This is a genomic window from Pseudoflavonifractor sp. MCC625, from assembly GCF_018784545.1.
Taxonomy (GTDB): domain Bacteria; phylum Bacillota; class Clostridia; order Oscillospirales; family Oscillospiraceae; genus Pseudoflavonifractor_A; species Pseudoflavonifractor_A gallinarum.
This window is the reverse complement of the sequence record NZ_WQOJ01000005.1, coordinates 292,229-309,078: the sequence shown is the minus strand read 5'-3', so window position 1 is coordinate 309,078 and position 16,850 is coordinate 292,229. Positions and strand designations below refer to the sequence as shown.

The following is a 16,850-nucleotide window of genomic DNA, read 5'->3' as shown; positions in this document are numbered from 1 at the left end:
CCTGATCTATTTCACTGAAGTCAGATGGAAAACGGGCGGCCGGGACACCATGGTGTCCCGGCCGCCCGTAGTGTTTATTTTTCCCGGATGAGCTTGTCCAGCTCGTCCATAAAAGAACTGATGTCTTTGAATTCCCGGTAGACCGAGGCAAAGCGGACATAGGCCACCTCGTCCACCCCGCGCAGCCGCTCCATCACCATCTCGCCGATGTGGGTGGAGGATACCTCCCGGTCCAGCGCGTTCTGGAGGGTCTGCTCGATCTCGTTGGCAATGGCCTCCAGAGTATCAAAGGAGACCGGGCGCTTCTCACAGGCCCGGAGCATCCCGTTGAGGAGCTTGCTCTTATCAAAAGTCTGTCGGCTTCCATCCTTTTTGATCACGACCAGTGGAAGGCTCTCCATGGTCTCATAGGTGGTAAACCGTTTATGGCACACCAAGCACTCGCGGCGGCGGCGGATACTCGCACCCTCATCCGAGGGGCGCGAATCCACGACCTTGCTCTCCGGGTTGGCACAATACGGACATCTCATGGCGGAATCCCTCCCTGACGATACACGGCGTTTTTGCTGAAATGTGGGGCTCTTCCCGAGAGCACCGTTTCACGTTACGTTATTATATCATGTCCTGCGTCAATTTTGTATCCTTTCTTTTTGCGGGAATGAAATCTTGCCGGAGCGGTTAAACTATGCTCGCCGAAAGGAAGGTGAATGTTATGCAGAACAACTATAACGACGAGATCCGCAAGGCCAACCGCAGCAGCCACAGCAAGTCCTCTTCCTCCAGCGCCCAGAGCAAAAAGCAGGGCCCCACCGCGGAGAACAAGAAGAGTTCTTCCAAGAGCGGCCCTGAGACCAGCTCCTCCTACTGAGATCCGTTGATCTGACCGGAGCTCCGGCGCAATCCCAGCACGGTTGAGTGCGTGAGAACAGCCCGGAAGGGCGTGCCGTTTCCGCGGCAGTCCCTGCCCTTCCGGGCTGTTCTCGGGGTACTTACGGCCTCCCGCAGTAGCTTTTTTGCCGGGAGGAAAAATTTTGTCAAAAAAGGCTTGACTTTTCTGAAATATCGGCTATAATATTTTTTGTTGTTCCGACACGGAACGGATATAGCGGGTTTGTGTAAGGGTAGCACAGCAGACTCTGACTCTGTATGTGAGGGTTCGAATCCTTCACCCGCTGCCAAAAAGAGATGCAACGTTGGTTGCATCTCTTTTTTTGTTTCCAGACCAGTCTGCCTCCGCGGGGCATCCGGTCTCCTGCCGGAAAATGTAGTTGAAAAGTGTTGGAAACATGGTATGATGAGAATACAAAATCGGCCCGCGCCCAGACAGGCCGGGCAGGAAAGCGAGGTTTTCGGATATGGGATTCGGTATGGGATTCGGTATGGGATTTGACTTGATGTTTGGGCTCTTTCCCATTCTGTTTATGATCGTCTTTGGCATTATCATCGTCATGTTTGTAGTGACCGCGGCACGGGGGATTTCCCAGTGGAACAAGAACAATCACAGCCCCCGCCTGACGGTGAACGCCGCGGTGGTGGCCAAGCGCGGCCACGTCACCCGCCATCACCACGCCGATCACAACGGCATCGGGCACACCCACAGCAGCACGACCTATTACGTCACGTTCGAGGTGGAGAGCGGCGACCGCATGGAGCTACAGGTCCCCAGTCATGAGTACGGCATGCTGGTGGAAGGGGACCGGGGGACACTGACCTTCCAGGGCACCCGCTACCTGGGCTTTGTCCGGCAGTAAGGGGGGAGAGCGTATGAGTTACCGTCCCCTGGCCGACGAGATCCGCCCCACCACACTGGATGAAGTGGTGGGGCAGAGCCATATTTTGGGGCAGAACGGCCTGCTCCGCCGGATCATTGAGAGCGGCAGCATTCCCAATCTGATCTTCTACGGGCCCTCCGGCACCGGCAAGACCACGGTGGCCAATCTGATCGCCAAGCGGACCAACCGGCCCCTCCACAGGCTCAACGCCACTACGGCCTCCATTTCCGACATCAAGGACATCATCGCCGACATCGGCACCATGCTGGCCCCCGACGGGGTGCTGCTCTATCTGGACGAGATCCAGTATTTCAACAAGAAGCAGCAGCAGAGCCTGCTGGAGTTCATGGAGAACGGCAAGATCACCCTTATCGCCTCCACCACGGAAAATCCCTATTTCTACGTGTACAACGCGGTGCTCTCCCGCTCCACGGTCTTTGAGTTCAAGCCGCTGGAGGGGGCCGACGTGGTGCCCGCCATCCTGCGGGGCCTGGAGTACATGGCCCGGCGGAGCGAGACCCCCCTCACCTGGGAGGACGGAGTGGTGGAACACATCGCTCAGGCCTGCGGCGGGGATGTGCGCAAGGCCATGAACGCGGTGGAGCTGCTCTCCGGTGCGGCCCGTGTCACAGAGGAGGGGCGGCGCATCACCCTGGAGGACGCCCGCATGGCGGCCCAGCGCTCCGCCATGCGGTATGACCGGGCGGGAGACGACCACTATGACATTCTCTCCGCCCTTCAGAAGTCCATCCGGGGCTCGGACCCGGACGCGGCCTGTCACTACCTGGCCCGCCTGCTGGTGGCGGGAGACCTGGTGTCGGCCTGCCGGAGGCTCATGGTCATTGCCTGCGAGGATGTGGGGCTGGCCTATCCCCAGATCATCCCCATCGTCAAGGCCTGCGTGGACGCGGCCAATATGCTGGGGCTGCCCGAGGCCCGCATCCCCCTGGGGGACGCGGCGGTCCTCATGGCCACCGCGCCCAAGTCCAACACCGGGCACATCGCCCTGGACCTGGCCATGGCCGACGTGAGGGCGGGGAAGACCGGGGACTATCCCCGCCACCTCCAGAACCGGCATGCCGACTCGGCCGGCCTGGAGCGGGAGCAGGGGTATCTCTATCCCCACGACTTCCCCCACCACTGGGTGGAGCAGCAGTACCTCCCCGACGCCCTGGTGGGAACGCGGTATTACACCTACGGCGAGAACAAGACCGAGCAGGCCGCCCGGCGGTACTGGGAGGAGATCAAGGGCAAGGGCGGCTCCCGCTGAGGGGCCTTACAGCACCAGGGTGCCGTTTTCGTCCTCCAGCAGGAGGAGGATGCGCTCCTGCTCCCCGGTCTGAGCATTGACATAGAGGATATAGTGCTGTCCCTTCTCATTGCGGCATTTGAACTCGTGGCAGAGGACCTCGTTCTCCCCCTGGGTGGGGATGAGGGCCAGCTGCTGACGGAGCACTTCCAGCCCCTGGGTGACCTGACTGCGGGCCTCTTCGGCCGATACGGCCGGGGTGGAGAAGGTCCGGCTCTGGTGGCTCATGAGATAGTTGCGGCTCTCCAGACCCACGATGCCGCCGTTATCCAGCGCCACCGATACCTTGACCAGATCGGGGTAACAGAGCACATCCCCCTCCTTGCCCGCAAAATTGATGGTGAGGATGCTGCCCTGGTCGATGAAATAGGTCTCGGCCATGTCCGGATAGCCCAGCTTCTTCAGGAAGGCCTGGGCCCGCTCCACCGCCTGCTCCCGGGTGAGCTGAGCAGGCCCCACCGGGCGAGAATGGAGGATCTCCAGAAGCTGTCCGCCCTGTTTGGTGACCTCCACATAGAGCTCGCCCCCGTCCACCTGGGCGGAGAAGCCCCAGCTGGGGAGAACGCCCGCTCCGTCGGAGACGGGGGTGAAGAGCTGCGGCTCCTGCCCCAGCCATCCGGCCGCGGCGGAGCGGGCATCCTCCCGGCTCACCTGGGGCTGTCCCTCCAGCATGCGGGGGGTCCGGTCGGCCAGATGGTCGGAGAAGGGACCGTCGTAGATCAGGGTGGGAAGCTCGGAGCACTCCTGCTCAATCTCCTGGAAGGAGGAGCCGGCGGTGGTCTGATCTCCGGTCTGTGTGGCCTGGGAGAGCCGCTCCTGGACCTGGGCCAGGTCCTCCAGACGCATGGTACCGGAAAAGAGGTCGCTCTCCAGAGACTGGAGGGTCTGACACAGGGCCGAGGAGCGCTGGGCCAGGGCGGCGAGGGTGGAGCGCTGCTCCTCACTCAGCCCCTGGGAGGAGGCGCGGGAGAGGGACATGGTGTAGTCTCCCGTCTTGGCCAGGAAGGTGGCGGTCTCCTCCAGCTCCACATTTCCGTAGGGCAGGGAGCCCAGCGCGGTCTGGGCGGCCAGGGCGCTGCGGAAGGCCTCGGTGCACAGGGAGGAGAAGAGCTGGGGAGAGGTGGCATAAATGCCCTTTTGCAGCGCGGTATCCAGCTGGGAGACCGAGGTGCTCAGCTCTGCAAAGGCATATTCATAGGTCTTGTTGAGCAGGTACTGGTACTGTGCGGCGCGGACCTGCCCCTGGATGGCAAAGCCGCCCAGTACGGCCAGCCCCGCAGTGAGAAAGGTTGCGGCCCGGACTTTTCCCCGGGTGGAAGTGGGAATGAGCTTCATCATAAACGCCCCTTTTCGGATGCTCTCAGGCATTGGATTGTGCTTAGTGTGCGTCCGAAAAGCGGAATTATTGCATGGTAAATATCAGAGAATGACGGGAAGCAAAGCGAATATTGGACGTGGGATCCGGACAAAAGGGATCTGCGCAGAGAAGATGGGAGGGTGTGTATATGGTTCACATTTTGGGATTGTGCGCCAGCCCGCGGCGGGAGGGCGCCACGGACTATGCCCTGCGCATGGCGCTGGAGGGGGCACAGGGCGTATCGGAAGAGATCGAGACTTCCATGGTGACCCTGGCGGGGAAGCGCATCGCGCCCTGCACCGACTGCAAGGCCTGTATCCGCAGCCATTCCTGGTGCGTGATCCCGGATGACATGCGGACTCTGGTGGAGCAGCTGGACCGGGCGGACGGCATCCTGGTGGCCTCGCCGGTCTACTGCATGGGGCCAACGCCCCAGCTGAGCGCCTTTTGTTCCCGCCTGCGGGCCATCCGGGACTGCTTCCCGGGGCTGCTGCGGGGCAAATTCCTGGCAGCCCTGGCGGTGGGCGGCACCCGCAACGGCGGGCAGGAGACCACGGTGGCCGCCATCCACAATCTTTTCGGCATCCGGGGCATGAACCTGGTCACCAACGAGCCCCGGGAGTATATGGGCGGCCGGGTCTGGTCCGACGACGCCGGGGCGGAAGGGGCCCAGCGGGATACCCTGGGCATGGCCGGGGCGGTTTCCCTGGGACGCCGTCTGGCCGAGACCACCCTCATTTACTCCTATGGCAAGCAGGTCTGGGCCCAGCGGCAAGAAACGACCAATCCATAAAGAAAAAATGTCCTCTCCCGCAGCGTACATGGGAGAGGACATTTCAGACTTTCGATAAAGTGTATTTCGACGATTTTCGCAGCAAGAGCCTCGCAGAGTTCCGCCGTCCGCAGACGGCGGAACAGAGTCAAAATCGTGTTTTCCGGCGGCGTGTACGTCGGAAAACACTCTGCTCAGGCCGTTAGTGTGTGCCCCAAAGGGGCACGCGCGCGGCGGCCTGCATCCCCTCGAAAAAATGCTTGCATTTTTGAGAAGCGTGTCGAAATTTTTCGACACGCTGAAACGTCCTCTCCCACAGCGTACATGGGAGAGGACGTTTTTTATGCTTCGGGCGCGAGGAGCAAGGTGGCCAGGGCCTGGGGGGTATCGGCGATGCAGGAGGCGCCGTGGGCGTGCAGGAAGGCACTGTCCCGGAAACCCCAGGAGACCGAGATACAGGCCGTGCCGGCGTTGCGGGCGGTCTCAATGTCCACATCGGAGTCCCCCACGTAGACCGCACGGTCGGCCGGTACATCCAGCGCGCGCAGCGCGGCAAAGACGGTGTCGGGGGCGGGTTTTTTCCGCACGGAGGGGGACTCGCCCAGTGCCACCGGTACGCGGGGACCGAAATAGTCCCGGCAGAGCTCCTTGACCGCGGCGTCAAATTTGTTGGATACCACCGCCACGGCGATCCCCGCCTGCTGGAGCGCGTCCAACAGGGGCAGAATGCCGGAATAGGGGGCGGTCTGGTCCCGCATATGGACCAGATAGTGGGCCCGGAAACGCTCCAGACAGCGCGCCTCCTCCTCCGGGGCGGTTCCGGCGGGGACCGCCCGGTGGATCAGCTTGGCCACGCCGTTTCCCACGAAAGCCCGGACCTCGTCCAGGGTGCGGGTGGGGTAACCGCAGGCGGTGAGGGCGGCATTCACCGCCGCGGCCAGATCGTCCAGGGTGTTGAGCAGGGTGCCGTCCAGATCAAAGATCACGGCGTCATAGCGCATGAAAATCACTCGTTTCTTCCTTGGTGATAGGGTCGGTCCCATGGGAGACCGACCTCTCTTATCATACCCCAGCGGCGGTTGGGATGCAAGCTCAGGCGAGCAGCTGCCGGGCCAGAAAGAAGCCGAGGGCTCCGCAGCCGGGGAAGGTGAGCAGCCAGGTCAGGGCAATGGAGAGGGCAGTCCCCGGGCGGGCCCGTCCTCCGTGGGCCGTTCCGGCCCCCAGAATGGCCGAGGTCTTGGTGTGGGTGGTGGAGACCGGCAGACCCAGCAGGGTACATACCAGCAGGGCGCATCCGCCGCCCAGATCGGCGGAGAGCCCGGCGGCGGGGGAGAGGACCACCAGCTCCCGGCCGATCTTGTCGATGATGCGCCGTCCGCCCAGCAGAGTGCCCAGGGCCATAAACAGGGCGCACACCGCCATCAGCCACAGGGGGACGGAGAGGGCGCCCGAGGTCCACCGGCCCTGGGAGAGGGCGGCTCCCAGCAGAAAGACCCCCAGGAATTTCTGTCCGTCCTGGGCACCGTGGAGAAAGGCCATGGCCGCCGCCCCTGCCGTCTGAAGGGAGCGGCACCGGCGGGGGGAGAGGGGGAGGCGCTGGAGAAGCCCACTCGCCCGCCGGCCCAGCAGAAACCCCAGGAGGACCGAGAGAAGAAGGCCCAGGCCCACCTTGCCCCAGGCCTCCGGCCGCAGGTTCTTCCACCCACCCGGCAGGGAGAGGGCCGCACCGGCCAGACCGGAGAGCAGGGCGTGGCTTTCACTGGTGGGAATGCCGAAGCGCCAGGCCAGCGTGGCCCAGAGGACCACTGCCAGCAGCGCGGCGCACAGGGCGGTGCAGGCGATGGTGGGATCGCCGCCGAAATCGGCGGCCTCGCAGACGGTCTGCGCCACGGCGGGCATGCACAGGGAGGTGGCCGCCACACCGGCCAGGTTGCACCCGGCGGCCAGCAGGACGGCCCGGCGGAAGGAGAGGGCGCCCGAGGCCACGGCGGTGGCGATGGCGTTGGGCGCGTCGGTCCAGCCGTTGACCAGCAGGACGGCCAGAAGCAGGAGACTGACCAGGGCCAGCGTGGGATTTCCACGGGCCTGGGCGAGGAAGTCGGAACAGGATATGGACAAAAGATCACCCCCACCGTATTGTACGGCAGGGGTGGGGCGAATAGCACGGAAAGAAGGCGGCACATCTCAGAAAAGCCCGATGCTCTCCAGAATGCGCTCCACCTCCCGGGCCCGGTTGGACCAGGAGCCGACCTGTCCGTAGGAGCGCCGCCGGTCCCGGGCCCAGGAGCCGCGCTCGGCCAGGGCGCTGGTGCACAATTGGGAGAACTCCGCGCTGGTGTGGGCGCCGTAAATGACATCCGGGAACTGCTCCACCTGTCCGGGCTGGAGCATGGAGACCACCGGCTTTCCGGTGGCGAAGTATTCAAAGATGCGGGGCGGCAGGATGTCCCCGTCCATGGAGCCGGTGCGCAGAAGATTGAGACACACGTCAAACCGGTTCAGGTATTCGGGCAGCTCCACCAGCGGCTTGCGTCCCAGAAAGCGCACGTTGGGCAGCCGCTCCAGCGCGCGCAGGTGGGGATTGCGCTCCACCCGGCCCACCAGCACAAAGGTGGCGGCGGGGTGCTCCCGGGCGGCGCGGAGGAGGGGCTCCAGGTCCAGATCTCGCCAGATGTTGCCCTCATAGCCCAGGACCGGGCCGGAGATGTCCCGCAGAGCGGGCGGAGTCTCCAGGTCCTCCCGGGCAAACATGGTGTAGTTGGCTCCGTTTGGGAGAAGGGCCACATTGTCATTGCAGGGGCCGATGTGGTCGCACAGCTCCGGAGAGGCGGCAAAGACCACGTCGGCCGCCAGGGCCAGTTCGCTCTCCCACTGGTCGGGGAGGGAGGACCAGTCCCGGCCGCAGTCGTAGACCAGTCCCTGACGGGGCAGGCCGTCCAGCAGGTGGACGGCGGTGGGGATGGCACACCAGAGCACCGGATCCTGGACCCGGTGGCGGAGCATGGCTTTTTCCACATAGCGGGCCAGCTTGCGCTGCCCCAGGCGGAAGAGCAGGGGATGCTCCCCCTCCCCGTCCAGAACGGGCGGGAGGGAGTAGACCAGAAGGCCGGGCCGGACCCGGCGGGCGGGCTTCTTCCAGGGACATCCCTTCCGGCGGGCGGGCGGCTCAAAGTAGAGGATATGGACATCCTTCAGCCGGGTCATGAGCTGCTGGGTCCGGGCGGGCACGCTGCTCCAGGGGGTGTCGGAGAGACAGACCAGGTGCTTCACGGGCGCTCGCCCTCCTCCTCGGGGGCGGGGAGGCCCAGCAGGCGGCGGGCGGTGGCCGAATTGCGGTGCTCCACCTGGCGCAGACGGTCCACGCCCTCGGTGAGGAAGGCGTGGTCGTCGATGCGAGCGCAGGCGGTGTCGATGTGGGCGGTGAGCCGCTCCAGGGTCAGCTCGCCCAGGTCGGTGTAGAGGTCCTGTCCGATATAGGAGAGGAAGGAGCTGATCTTCTGGTCATAGACCACGCCCACCAGGGGGACCCCCTGGCTGGCGGAAAAGACCAGGGCGTGCAGGCGCATGGAGACCACGACCTTCATCCGGGCAAAGAGGCCGATGGTGTGGGCGGAGCTGCCGGTATTCTCAATGATATGGAAGGGGGCGGTCATGGACGCGGTGGCTTGCCGGATGGCGCCCAGGTCCAGCCGGCGCTCAATGGGGAGGAAGACCGGCGTCAGGCCGTATTTCCGGTAGGCATAGTCGGCGGCGGCGGCAAAGATCTCCGCCTTTTCCTTAAAGCCGGGCCAGGGACGCAGGGTGAAGCCGATATAGGAGCCGTTGGGGTCCAGGCCCTCCCGCTCCAGAATGCCGTCCACTACCTGGGGCGCGGCGGCGGGGAGGATCACGGTGGGGTCGGCGGATAGGATGATCTCCGGATGGTCCACGCCCATGCGCTTGAGCTCCTCCCGGGAGTGGGTGTCCCGCAGGGTGATGGCGTCCACCCGCTTCTGGAGCACCTTGGCCGCCCGGCGGCGGTTGGACTCGGAGTGGATGGGGCCAATACCGCAGCCGTACATGAGCACCCGGTTGCCCAAAATCTTGCCCGCCGAGATGGTAAAGAGGTAGAACCACAGGGAGCGGTGGCTGGTCACATCCTGCATCAGGGAGCCGCCGCCGTTGATGTAGAGGCGGGTCTTGGTCATCCGCCGCAGGAAGCGGGGGAAATTAAAGGTATAGATGGAGTTGACCCGGTAGGTGAGCCGGGTGCTGTCCGGATTGCGGGACAGGACCCAGATGGGAAGGTCGGGGTCCAGCTCCCGCAGCTCGGCCACGATGGCCTCCAGGATGGCGTCGTCTCCCGCGTTGCCCCGGCCGTAGGCCCCGCAGACCAGCACACCGTCCCGCTGGCCGCCTTTCCGGCTGTGGCGGCGGAGAATGGTCTCGTAGATGTGTAGCTGGCGCTGGAGAGTGGACTCCAGAGAAAAATCCTCCTTGGCCTTCTGGTAGAGCCGGCGGCCCAGGTGGGCGCGCAGGGTGGCGTCCTGGGCGAGGGCGGTGAGCTGGCGGGCCAGACCGTCCGGGTCCCCGGCCTCGAAGAGCAGACCGGTCACGCCGTCTTCGATGAGGTAGGGCACGCCGCCCACCCGGCTGGCCACGGTGGGCAGTCCCGCCCGGGCCCCCTCGGTGAGGGCGTAGGGGAAGGTCTCCGACAGGGAGGTGAGGGTATTGATGTCGATGGCGTTATAGAAGCTGTCGGTGTCCGAGATCCAGCCGGCAAAGCAGACCTGCCGCTCCACGCCCAGCTCCCGGGCCAGGCCCTCCAGCATGGTGCGCTCCTCTCCGTCGCCGGCGATGAGCAGGCGCAGGTTGGGGCAGTGCTCATAGGCCTTGGCAAAGCCGCGGATCAGGGTGGCCACATCCTTCACCGGATTGAGCCGGGCGGCGATGCCGGCGATGACGCAGGAGTCGTCCGCCTCCAGACCCACCGAGCGCAGATAGGCCTGCCGGTCCATGGCGGGGTGGCGGGGGGAGAAGTCCAGGCCGTTGTAGATGGTAAAGAGCCGGTCCGGGTCAAAGCCCCGGGAGATGAGCAGGTCCGTCATGGCATCGGAGACGCCGATCCGGTAATCCAGCAGGCGCAGGGCCACGGTGTTGGTGGTCCCGTAGACCAGCCGGGCGGCGGGGCGGCCCAGATAGTCCAGCCGGTAGTCGGAGTGGACGGTGCTCACCACCGGAAGTCCGGTGGAGCGGCGCAGGAGAGCGCCCATCATGTTGCCCCGGGCGCCGTGGCAGTGGATGATCTGGTAGCCGCCGTCCAGGATAAACTGCCGGAGCTTCCGGTAGGTGGAGAGCAGGTTCCGCCCGGAAAAGATGACGGTATGGATGCCCAGCTCCCGGGCCTCCTGGGCAAAGGGACCGTCCATAAAACAGACCATGGTCACGTCGATGGTCTGGGAGAGATTCTGAAGCAGGGAGTGCACATGGGTCTTGGCGCCGCCGCTGTCGCCGCCGCTGATGAGGTGGATGACTTTCATGGGATGAGACCCTCCAGGTGAAAAAAGACTTGTTCCCATACTGGGAATATGCTACAATATAAAAAGCTCCACTGTGAGTCCGGAGGCTTCCGGACACAGGGACAGTCCTATTTTACACCATAAACCGGTCAATTTACAACCTCGGAGGCTGCAAAAGATGTTAGACGAAAAAGGCAGACTGTTTGGAAAGATCAACATTGTGGACCTGCTGGTCCTGATCCTGGTGGTATTGCTTGCCGCGGTGGTGGGTCTGAAGCTGCTGGGCAAGGGCGGCGTGCTCCCCGGTGCGGAGGGCGGCGCGGCCACCCTGACCTATACGGTCCAGGTCAACAACGTATACCCGGAGGTATATGACTCCATCGTGGAGTATGTGGAGCAGGAGGGCGGCGATCAGCTCATGGCCTCCGGCACCAAGCTCAACGGCTATGTGACCGATGTGGTGGCCAAGCCCCACGACAACAGCACCACCATCAACTCCGCCACTGGCGCGCTGACGCTGCCTCTGGCGGATAACCTGCTGGACCTGACCTTTACGGTGACCGTGCATGTGGCCAACAGCGCCACCAACGAAGTGGGCACCCAGGAGGTCCGCATCGGCAAGGCCCATACGCTCAAGACCACGCACTTTGAATTTGCCAACGGCATCATCACGGACTGCCAGTGGGACGAGGCGGCCTGATCGCAAGAGACAGAAAGAGAGCAGGACGGGAGCGTTCCCGTCCTGCTTTTTTATCATTCGGAATCAGAAAAGGAGATAGCTATGCTTACGTGGCTCGTAGCACTGGACGGCGCGATCCTCCTCTGGGTCCAGGATTGGGTCCGCAATCCGATCCTGAACGCGTTTTTCTCCGTTTTCACCCATCTGGGGGACGCGGGCATGCTGTGGATCGCGCTGGCGCTGGTCTTTGCGTGTATCCCCAGGACCCGGAGAGCGGGACTCTGTGCGCTGACAGCCCTTCTGCTGGGCCTGCTGTGCACCAACGTGGTGCTCAAGCACCTGGTGGAACGCACCCGGCCCTGGCTGGTGGTGGAGGGGCTGGTCCCTCTGATCGCAGAGGGAGACCCCAATTCCTTCCCGTCGGGGCACACCACGGCGGCCTTTGCCGCGGGTGTGGTGTGGTGGAAGAGCCTGCCCTGGCCCTGGACAAGAGCGGGTGCGCTGGTGCTGGCGGTGCTGATGGGCTGCTCCCGCCTGTATGTGGGGGTCCATTTCCCCAGTGACGTGCTGGCCGGCGCCGTGGTGGGCACCCTGTGCGCCCTGTGTGCCCTGGCCCTGTGGCGGCGCGTGGCAGACCGGAGAAGAAACCGCATCTGAAAAAAGCGGGTACGATTTTAAGATCGTACCCGCTTTTCTGTCCCTTCGCATATAAAAAACCCCACAGGCAGAGCCTGTGGGGGTCCCGCAGAAGCCGTGTGGACTCCTTTAAAACCTGCACGTAATTGGCAGGTGGGTTGTCTCCACAGCGCTTCCTTGCTTCCAACTTCCAGTGACCCACAAAGGGGGCCGGGAGGCCTGCAATCCACGCCGTGAGGGCGACATCCCGTTTCAGAGATGTGGGTTTAAATAAAGCCCATCACGCACCCCGCAGGAAAAATTCAGAAAAAATTCAGAATTGGTAAGGCGGAGGTTACTCCTCTTCGTCCTCGAAGAGCTCCTGCATCACCAATTCATAGACGGCGTCCAGCTCTTCCTGGCTGTCCAGCGTGGCCAGCTGATCCTCGCCGTCCACGTTGATGACCTTGAGGATGACCAGACCGTCGTCCTCGCTCTCTTCCGGCTCTTCCGTGTCCTCATCGGCCTCGGTAACCGTCAAAAAGGCCATATAGACCGTGCCTTCGTGCTCGATCGTCGTGCAGTATTCCAGTTCGAACTCATTGCCCTCCTCATCGGTCAGGGTAATGAACTCACCGCCAAATTCCTCGCTCATGGCTTCACCGCTTTCTATGGTTTGTGGTCCCCGGAGGGGGAGGCCGTACAAAACGCCAGAGCGATTTGCTGCCGTACCTATTGTAACCCGAAGCAGGATAAATTGCAAGATAGGAGTCCGCAAATTTTTTTGAGATTCTAAAAATAGGAAATAAAGGGATAATATAGGGTGGACAACTGGCGCACCTATGCTATAATATTCGGGTACCTGTGACGAAGTCACCCATACCATGGCAGCCGGCCGCAGGATGCGGCGGGGCTGGCCGACCGATACCGGAGGTGTCACTTTGGCAAGAACAACGAATCCCAACGACGACCGGCGCGTGCGGGGGAGCGGAGGACATACGGCGCGAACCGTCCTCAAGGGGATCGGGACGCTGTTCCTGATCGGGCTCGTGACCTGTGCGTTCCTGGCCTGCTTTGCGGCGGTTTATATCACGACGGAGATCCTGCCCAACGCCCATGTGGATGCACAGGCCTATTCCACGGCGCTGGCCAGTACGATCTACTACACCGACAAGGAGACCGGACAGCCGGTGGAGCTCCAGTCCCTCTACGGGACGGAAAACCGGGTGTGGATCCCCTATGAGGAGATCCCGGAGGATCTGATCAACGCCACCATCGCCATTGAGGACCGGCGCTTTTACAAGCACAACGGCGTGGACTGGGTGCGTACCGCCCGGGCGGTGCTGAGTATGATGACCGGCGAGGACATCCAGGGCGGCTCCACCCTGACCCAGCAGCTGCTCAAAAATATGACCGACTATGACGACGTCACCGTCAAGCGAAAGATCCTGGAGATCTTCCGGGCGCTGGATTTTGAAAAATACCACACCAAGGAAGAGATCCTGGAGCTCTATCTGAACTATATCTACCTGGGGCAGAAGTGCTACGGTGTGTCCACGGCCGCGGAGAACTATTTCGGCAAGGATGTGCGGGAGCTCTCCCTGGCCGAGTGCGCCAGCCTCATCAGCATTACCAACAACCCCTCCATGTATAACCCCTATCTGCATCCGGAAAACAATGCCAACCGGGCGCTGAACGTGCTCAACGCCATGCTGGAGCAGGAGAAGATCAGCCAGGCCGAGTACGACGAGGCGGCCGCCCAGGTCAAGGCCGGACTGAACTTCACCAAGGGGGAGGATGAGGAGAACGAAAATACCACCAATGTGCTCAGCTGGTATGCCGAGCAGGTGGTGCGGGATGTGATCGACGACCTGGTGGAAGAGGGCGGCTACTCGAGAGAAGTGGCCAGCAACATGGTTTACAGCGGCGGACTCAAGATCTACTCCTGCATCGATCCGGACGTCCAGGAGGTGGTGGATGAGGTCTACCTCAACCGGGACAACCTTCCCCAGACCTCTTCCCGGGGCGAGCAGCTGGAGTCGGCCATCGTGGTGCTGGATCACGACGGAGACGTGGTGGCCATGGCCGGCGCCATGGGCGAAAAAACGGCCAATCAGGTGCTGAATATGGCCACCATGAGCAAGCGGCAGCCGGGCTCCTCCATCAAGCCCCTCTCCGCCTACGCCCCGGCCATCGATCTGGGACTCATTACTCCCAACTCGGTCTTTGATGACACGCCGGTGATGGAGCTGAGCGGCTCTGCCTGGCCCTCCAACTCCTACGGCTACTACTGGGGCCGCGAGACGGTGAGCAAGGCGGTGGAGCAGTCGGCCAACACGGTCCCGGCCCGGGTGATCCAGGAAATGGGCATCGGACAGTCCATGGAGTACCTGGAAGACCACTTCCACATCAGCACGCTGGTCCACAGCGCGGAGAACAAGAAGAGCAACGACGAGGGCCTGGCCCAGCTCTCCCTGGGCGGTCTGACCGACGGCGCCCGGGTGATCGATATGGCTGCGGCCTACTCGGTCTTCCCCCGCAGCGGCGTGTATGTGGAGCCCCGCACCTACACCAAGGTGACCCGGGAGCAGGATGGCCAGGAAGTGGTCATTCTGGATAACACCCAGGAGGAAGAGAGTGCGGTCAAGTCCACCACGGCGTGGTATATCAACAGCATGCTCAAGAACGTCATCAAGAGCCCCAACGGGGTGGGGACCGGCCGGGAGGCCTACTTCAGCGGCATGACCATCGCCGGTAAGACGGGTTCTACCAACGACTACAAGGACCGCTGGTTCGTGGGCTACTCCCCCTATTATACGGCGGCCGTGTGGACCGGATACGCCAAGTATCCCGAGCGCATCAACAACGGTTCCACCAACCCGGCGGCCCAGATGTGGCGCAAGGTGATGGAGCCCATCCACCAGGGCCTGGAGAATAAGGACTTTGAGACGCCCGAGGGACTGGTGACCGTCAACATCTGTATCGACAGCGGCAAGCTGGCCGGTCCGAACTGTACGCTGGATCCCCGTGGGAACCGGGTGCAGGGCGCCTATTTCTTCAACGGCGACCAGCCCACCGAGCACTGTGACGTCCACACGCAGACCATTGAGGTCTGTAAGGACAGCCCCATCCTCAATTCCTCCGGAGAGAGCACCGGACTCTACCATGTGGCCGGAGAGTTCTGTCCCCGGGAGGGGAATGAGGCCGGGGTGGAACCCACGGTCGTCACCATCTCTCTGCCCAGCTTCGAGCGGGAGTCCTTCGGAAGAGGGGCCCGGGACGACGCCTATCGCCTGCAGAACGTACAGGCCCAGGGGACGTGCACCGTCCACACCCAGGAGCAGGAGAAGCCGACGGAATACGATCCGTCGACCTTCGATCCCATGGACCCCAGCACCTACCCGCCCGCGGACCTCTATCCGGATTTTGACCCCTATAACCCGGAGACGTGGCCGGTGGTGACGCCGTCGCCCGAGCCCAGTACAGAGCCCACTGAGCCGGGCGGGGAGACGGAGGAGCCGGAAACCACACCCTCTCCGCCGCCCAGTGAAGAGGTGGCCCCTCCGGCAGACGCCCAGTAATAGAATAGTGCAACAAAAGCCCTCCGCGGCCCGGCTGCTTCAGCCGGAAGGCGGAGGGCTTTGTTATTTCCAGAGGTGGACCAGCCCCCGGTCGTGGAGCTCCTTGAGCATGACGGCGGCCATGGGCAGGAAGATCATGCCCGCCGCCCCCCACAGGATAAAGCCGGTATACATGGCGAGCAGCGCGGCCAGAGGGGGGAGACCCGAGCCCTTTCCCACCAGCTTGGGCTCCAGGATGCTGCGGGTGAGAAAGAGTACGCCGTAGAGGAGGAGCAGTCCCAGCGCCAGGGAGGTCTGCCCCCGCAGCAGGGAGAGCAGCGCCCAAGGCAGCAGGACGATCCCCACGCCGAAGACCGGCAGGGCGTCCAGCAGTGCCGTGAAGCCGGCGGCCAGAATGGCCAGATCCACCCCCAGGAGCAGAAAGCCCACCGTGAGCAGACACAGCGTGACCAGCATGAGACACCCCTGTGCCCGCAGCCAGCCGGTCATGGCATCCCGCACCGCACCCACCATATGCCGCAGGCGGGTGCGGAAGCGAGCCGGGACCTGACGCCAGAAGAACGTGTGCAGGCGGGACCGGTCGGCGCTGATGAGACAGGTGGCCAGGGCGGTGGTAAAGAGAAAGAGGCCACACTGGGGCAGGGCGGAGGCCCCGTGGGCCAGCCAGGTCCCCAGCAGGCCCGAGGCGTCCCCCAGCAGACGCATTCCCTGGTCCTCCAGCGCCTCCATCCCGCCCCGCAGGGTCTCCTGAAGGGGGATGGGGGCTGCGATGAGGAAGCGCTCCGCCCAGCGCCGGACCCCGCCCAGCCAGCCGGTAAAGGCCGAGAGGAGCTGGGGCGTCTTTTGGAGGAGCACGGCGCACTCCATTCCCAGCCGCCACACCAGCAGGCCCAGGCCCCCGGCCAGCAGAAGGAAGAAGACCAGGGTACACAGCGCCGCGGCCAGGAAGCGGGGGAGCCTTCCGCGCCGGGTGAGAAAGGCCACAGGCCCTTCCAGCAGGGCGGCGCAGAGGAGGGCCAGCAAAAAGGGCAGCAGGCAGGGAAGTACGATGGGCAGCAGAAACCAGAGTCCTCCCAGCACAAGGATGGCCTGTAAGACGCGGACAGGAATCAGGGGCGAAGGCGGCGGGTGCATGGGGGTCCTCCTTTCCAACGGTGTGGTTATTTTGACGAAAAAGTGGGGATGATAGACTGTAAAACTATTGGCTTTCACGCGAAATCGGCGGTTGATTGTCGCAGTTTACTGTGCTAAAATGATAACAATTCGA

15 protein-coding genes, 1 tRNA gene and 1 other RNA gene are annotated in these 16,850 nt (G+C 63.2%); 8 read left to right on the top strand and 9 right to left on the bottom strand.

Translation table 11 applies throughout. From position 1 onward, the window contains the following. Positions 1-74 precede the first annotated feature (74 nt). A complete protein-coding gene (gene nrdR, locus GPK94_RS01965) occupies positions 75-530 on the bottom strand; it encodes a transcriptional regulator NrdR (RefSeq protein WP_101692686.1) in 456 nt (151 codons plus the stop codon). A 182-nt stretch (positions 531-712) separates the two neighbouring features. Here nrdR and GPK94_RS01960 point away from each other — a divergent pair, with 182 nt between their 5' ends. The 4 genes from GPK94_RS01960 (at position 713) to GPK94_RS01945 (ending at position 3,042) form a co-directional block, all read left to right on the top strand. Next, positions 713-868, top strand: coding sequence for a hypothetical protein (locus tag GPK94_RS01960; RefSeq protein ID WP_180956830.1), 156 nt, complete (start codon positions 713-715; stop codon positions 866-868). A 236-nt stretch (positions 869-1,104) separates the two neighbouring features. Beyond that, positions 1,105-1,178 (top strand) — tRNA-Gln (locus tag GPK94_RS01955). A 177-nt stretch (positions 1,179-1,355) separates the two neighbouring features. Beyond that, complete coding sequence (locus tag GPK94_RS01950; protein WP_215654145.1) at positions 1,356-1,751, top strand: DUF2500 domain-containing protein; 396 nt, start codon at positions 1,356-1,358, stop codon at positions 1,749-1,751. A gap of 13 nt (positions 1,752-1,764) precedes the next feature. Beyond that, the gene (locus tag GPK94_RS01945; protein WP_101692687.1) at positions 1,765-3,042 is read left to right on the top strand and encodes a replication-associated recombination protein A; all 1,278 of its coding nucleotides are present in this window, start codon (positions 1,765-1,767) and stop codon (positions 3,040-3,042) included. 6 nt (positions 3,043-3,048) lie between these two features. Here GPK94_RS01945 and ypeB read toward each other — a convergent pair whose 3' ends face one another. Next, positions 3,049-4,419, bottom strand: a complete 1,371-nt coding sequence (gene ypeB, locus GPK94_RS01940; RefSeq protein ID WP_252192479.1) for a germination protein YpeB — start codon at positions 4,417-4,419, stop codon at positions 3,049-3,051. Positions 4,420-4,586: 167 nt separating this feature from the next. Between ypeB and GPK94_RS01935 the strand changes: the two genes are divergently transcribed. Beyond that, positions 4,587-5,231 (top strand): flavodoxin family protein, encoded by a 645-nt coding sequence (locus GPK94_RS01935; protein ID WP_101692688.1) that lies wholly within the window; start codon positions 4,587-4,589, stop codon positions 5,229-5,231. 320 nt (positions 5,232-5,551) lie between these two features. Here the strand turns inward: GPK94_RS01935 and GPK94_RS01930 are convergent, their stop codons facing one another. From GPK94_RS01930 to csaB, 4 genes are all read right to left on the bottom strand, one after another. Beyond that, a complete protein-coding gene (locus GPK94_RS01930) occupies positions 5,552-6,211 on the bottom strand; it encodes an HAD family hydrolase (protein WP_215654200.1) in 660 nt (219 codons plus the stop codon). 91 nt (positions 6,212-6,302) lie between these two features. Then, positions 6,303-7,328 carry an inorganic phosphate transporter gene (locus tag GPK94_RS01925; protein ID WP_101692689.1) on the bottom strand — a complete coding sequence of 342 codons (1,026 nt, stop codon included), beginning with the start codon at positions 7,326-7,328 and terminating at the stop codon, positions 6,303-6,305. A gap of 66 nt (positions 7,329-7,394) precedes the next feature. Beyond that, the gene (locus tag GPK94_RS01920) at positions 7,395-8,480 is read right to left on the bottom strand and encodes a glycosyltransferase (protein WP_346727971.1); all 1,086 of its coding nucleotides are present in this window, start codon (positions 8,478-8,480) and stop codon (positions 7,395-7,397) included. Next, entirely contained in the window at positions 8,477-10,729 is a 2,253-nt protein-coding gene (csaB, locus tag GPK94_RS01915) for a polysaccharide pyruvyl transferase CsaB (protein ID WP_215654143.1), read from the bottom strand. The genes GPK94_RS01920 and csaB overlap by 4 nt, the downstream gene beginning before the upstream one ends. Positions 10,730-10,886: 157 nt before the next feature. On the opposite strand from csaB, the gene GPK94_RS01910 reads away from it, so the two are divergent. Together GPK94_RS01910 and GPK94_RS01905 are read left to right on the top strand one after the other, a co-directional pair. Continuing rightward, entirely contained in the window at positions 10,887-11,408 is a 522-nt protein-coding gene (locus GPK94_RS01910; protein WP_215654141.1) for a DUF4330 family protein, read from the top strand. 81 nt (positions 11,409-11,489) lie between these two features. Beyond that, a complete protein-coding gene (locus GPK94_RS01905) occupies positions 11,490-12,044 on the top strand; it encodes a phosphatase PAP2 family protein (protein ID WP_215654139.1) in 555 nt (184 codons plus the stop codon). A 78-nt stretch (positions 12,045-12,122) separates the two neighbouring features. Here the strand turns inward: GPK94_RS01905 and ssrS are convergent. Together ssrS and GPK94_RS01895 are read right to left on the bottom strand one after the other, a co-directional pair. Then, positions 12,123-12,324: non-coding RNA, 6S RNA (gene ssrS / locus GPK94_RS01900), on the bottom strand. A gap of 33 nt (positions 12,325-12,357) precedes the next feature. Continuing rightward, the gene (locus tag GPK94_RS01895; protein ID WP_101692693.1) at positions 12,358-12,657 is read right to left on the bottom strand and encodes a DUF1292 domain-containing protein; all 300 of its coding nucleotides are present in this window, start codon (positions 12,655-12,657) and stop codon (positions 12,358-12,360) included. A 286-nt stretch (positions 12,658-12,943) separates the two neighbouring features. Here GPK94_RS01895 and GPK94_RS01890 point away from each other — a divergent pair, with 286 nt between their 5' ends. Next, positions 12,944-15,583, top strand: a complete 2,640-nt coding sequence (locus GPK94_RS01890; RefSeq protein WP_215654136.1) for a transglycosylase domain-containing protein — start codon at positions 12,944-12,946, stop codon at positions 15,581-15,583. Positions 15,584-15,646: 63 nt separating this feature from the next. On the opposite strand, the gene ytvI is transcribed toward GPK94_RS01890, so the two are convergent. After that, complete coding sequence (gene ytvI, locus GPK94_RS01885; RefSeq protein ID WP_215654135.1) at positions 15,647-16,717, bottom strand: sporulation integral membrane protein YtvI; 1,071 nt, start codon at positions 16,715-16,717, stop codon at positions 15,647-15,649. Between the last annotated feature and the right edge of the window lie 133 nt (positions 16,718-16,850).

Excerpts from the sequence above, each read along its gene's own strand:
- GPK94_RS01910 (WP_215654141.1), top strand. The coding sequence starts at position 10,887 with ATGTTAGACGAAAAAGGCAGACTGTTTGGAAAGATCAACATTGTGGAC.
- GPK94_RS01960 (WP_180956830.1), top strand. The coding sequence starts at position 713 with ATGCAGAACAACTATAACGACGAGATCCGCAAGGCCAACCGCAGCAGC.
- ytvI (WP_215654135.1), bottom strand. The coding sequence starts at position 16,717 with ATGCACCCGCCGCCTTCGCCCCTGATTCCTGTCCGCGTCTTACAGGCC.
- GPK94_RS01935 (WP_101692688.1), top strand. The coding sequence starts at position 4,587 with ATGGTTCACATTTTGGGATTGTGCGCCAGCCCGCGGCGGGAGGGCGCC.
- GPK94_RS01895 (WP_101692693.1), bottom strand. The coding sequence starts at position 12,657 with ATGAGCGAGGAATTTGGCGGTGAGTTCATTACCCTGACCGATGAGGAG.
- ypeB (WP_252192479.1), bottom strand. The coding sequence starts at position 4,419 with ATGATGAAGCTCATTCCCACTTCCACCCGGGGAAAAGTCCGGGCCGCA.
- GPK94_RS01930 (WP_215654200.1), bottom strand. The coding sequence starts at position 6,211 with ATGCGCTATGACGCCGTGATCTTTGATCTGGACGGCACCCTGCTCAAC.
- nrdR (WP_101692686.1), bottom strand. The coding sequence starts at position 530 with ATGAGATGTCCGTATTGTGCCAACCCGGAGAGCAAGGTCGTGGATTCG.
- GPK94_RS01950 (WP_215654145.1), top strand. The coding sequence starts at position 1,356 with ATGGGATTCGGTATGGGATTCGGTATGGGATTTGACTTGATGTTTGGG.
- GPK94_RS01905 (WP_215654139.1), top strand. The coding sequence starts at position 11,490 with ATGCTTACGTGGCTCGTAGCACTGGACGGCGCGATCCTCCTCTGGGTC.
- csaB (WP_215654143.1), bottom strand. The coding sequence starts at position 10,729 with ATGAAAGTCATCCACCTCATCAGCGGCGGCGACAGCGGCGGCGCCAAG.
- GPK94_RS01945 (WP_101692687.1), top strand. The coding sequence starts at position 1,765 with ATGAGTTACCGTCCCCTGGCCGACGAGATCCGCCCCACCACACTGGAT.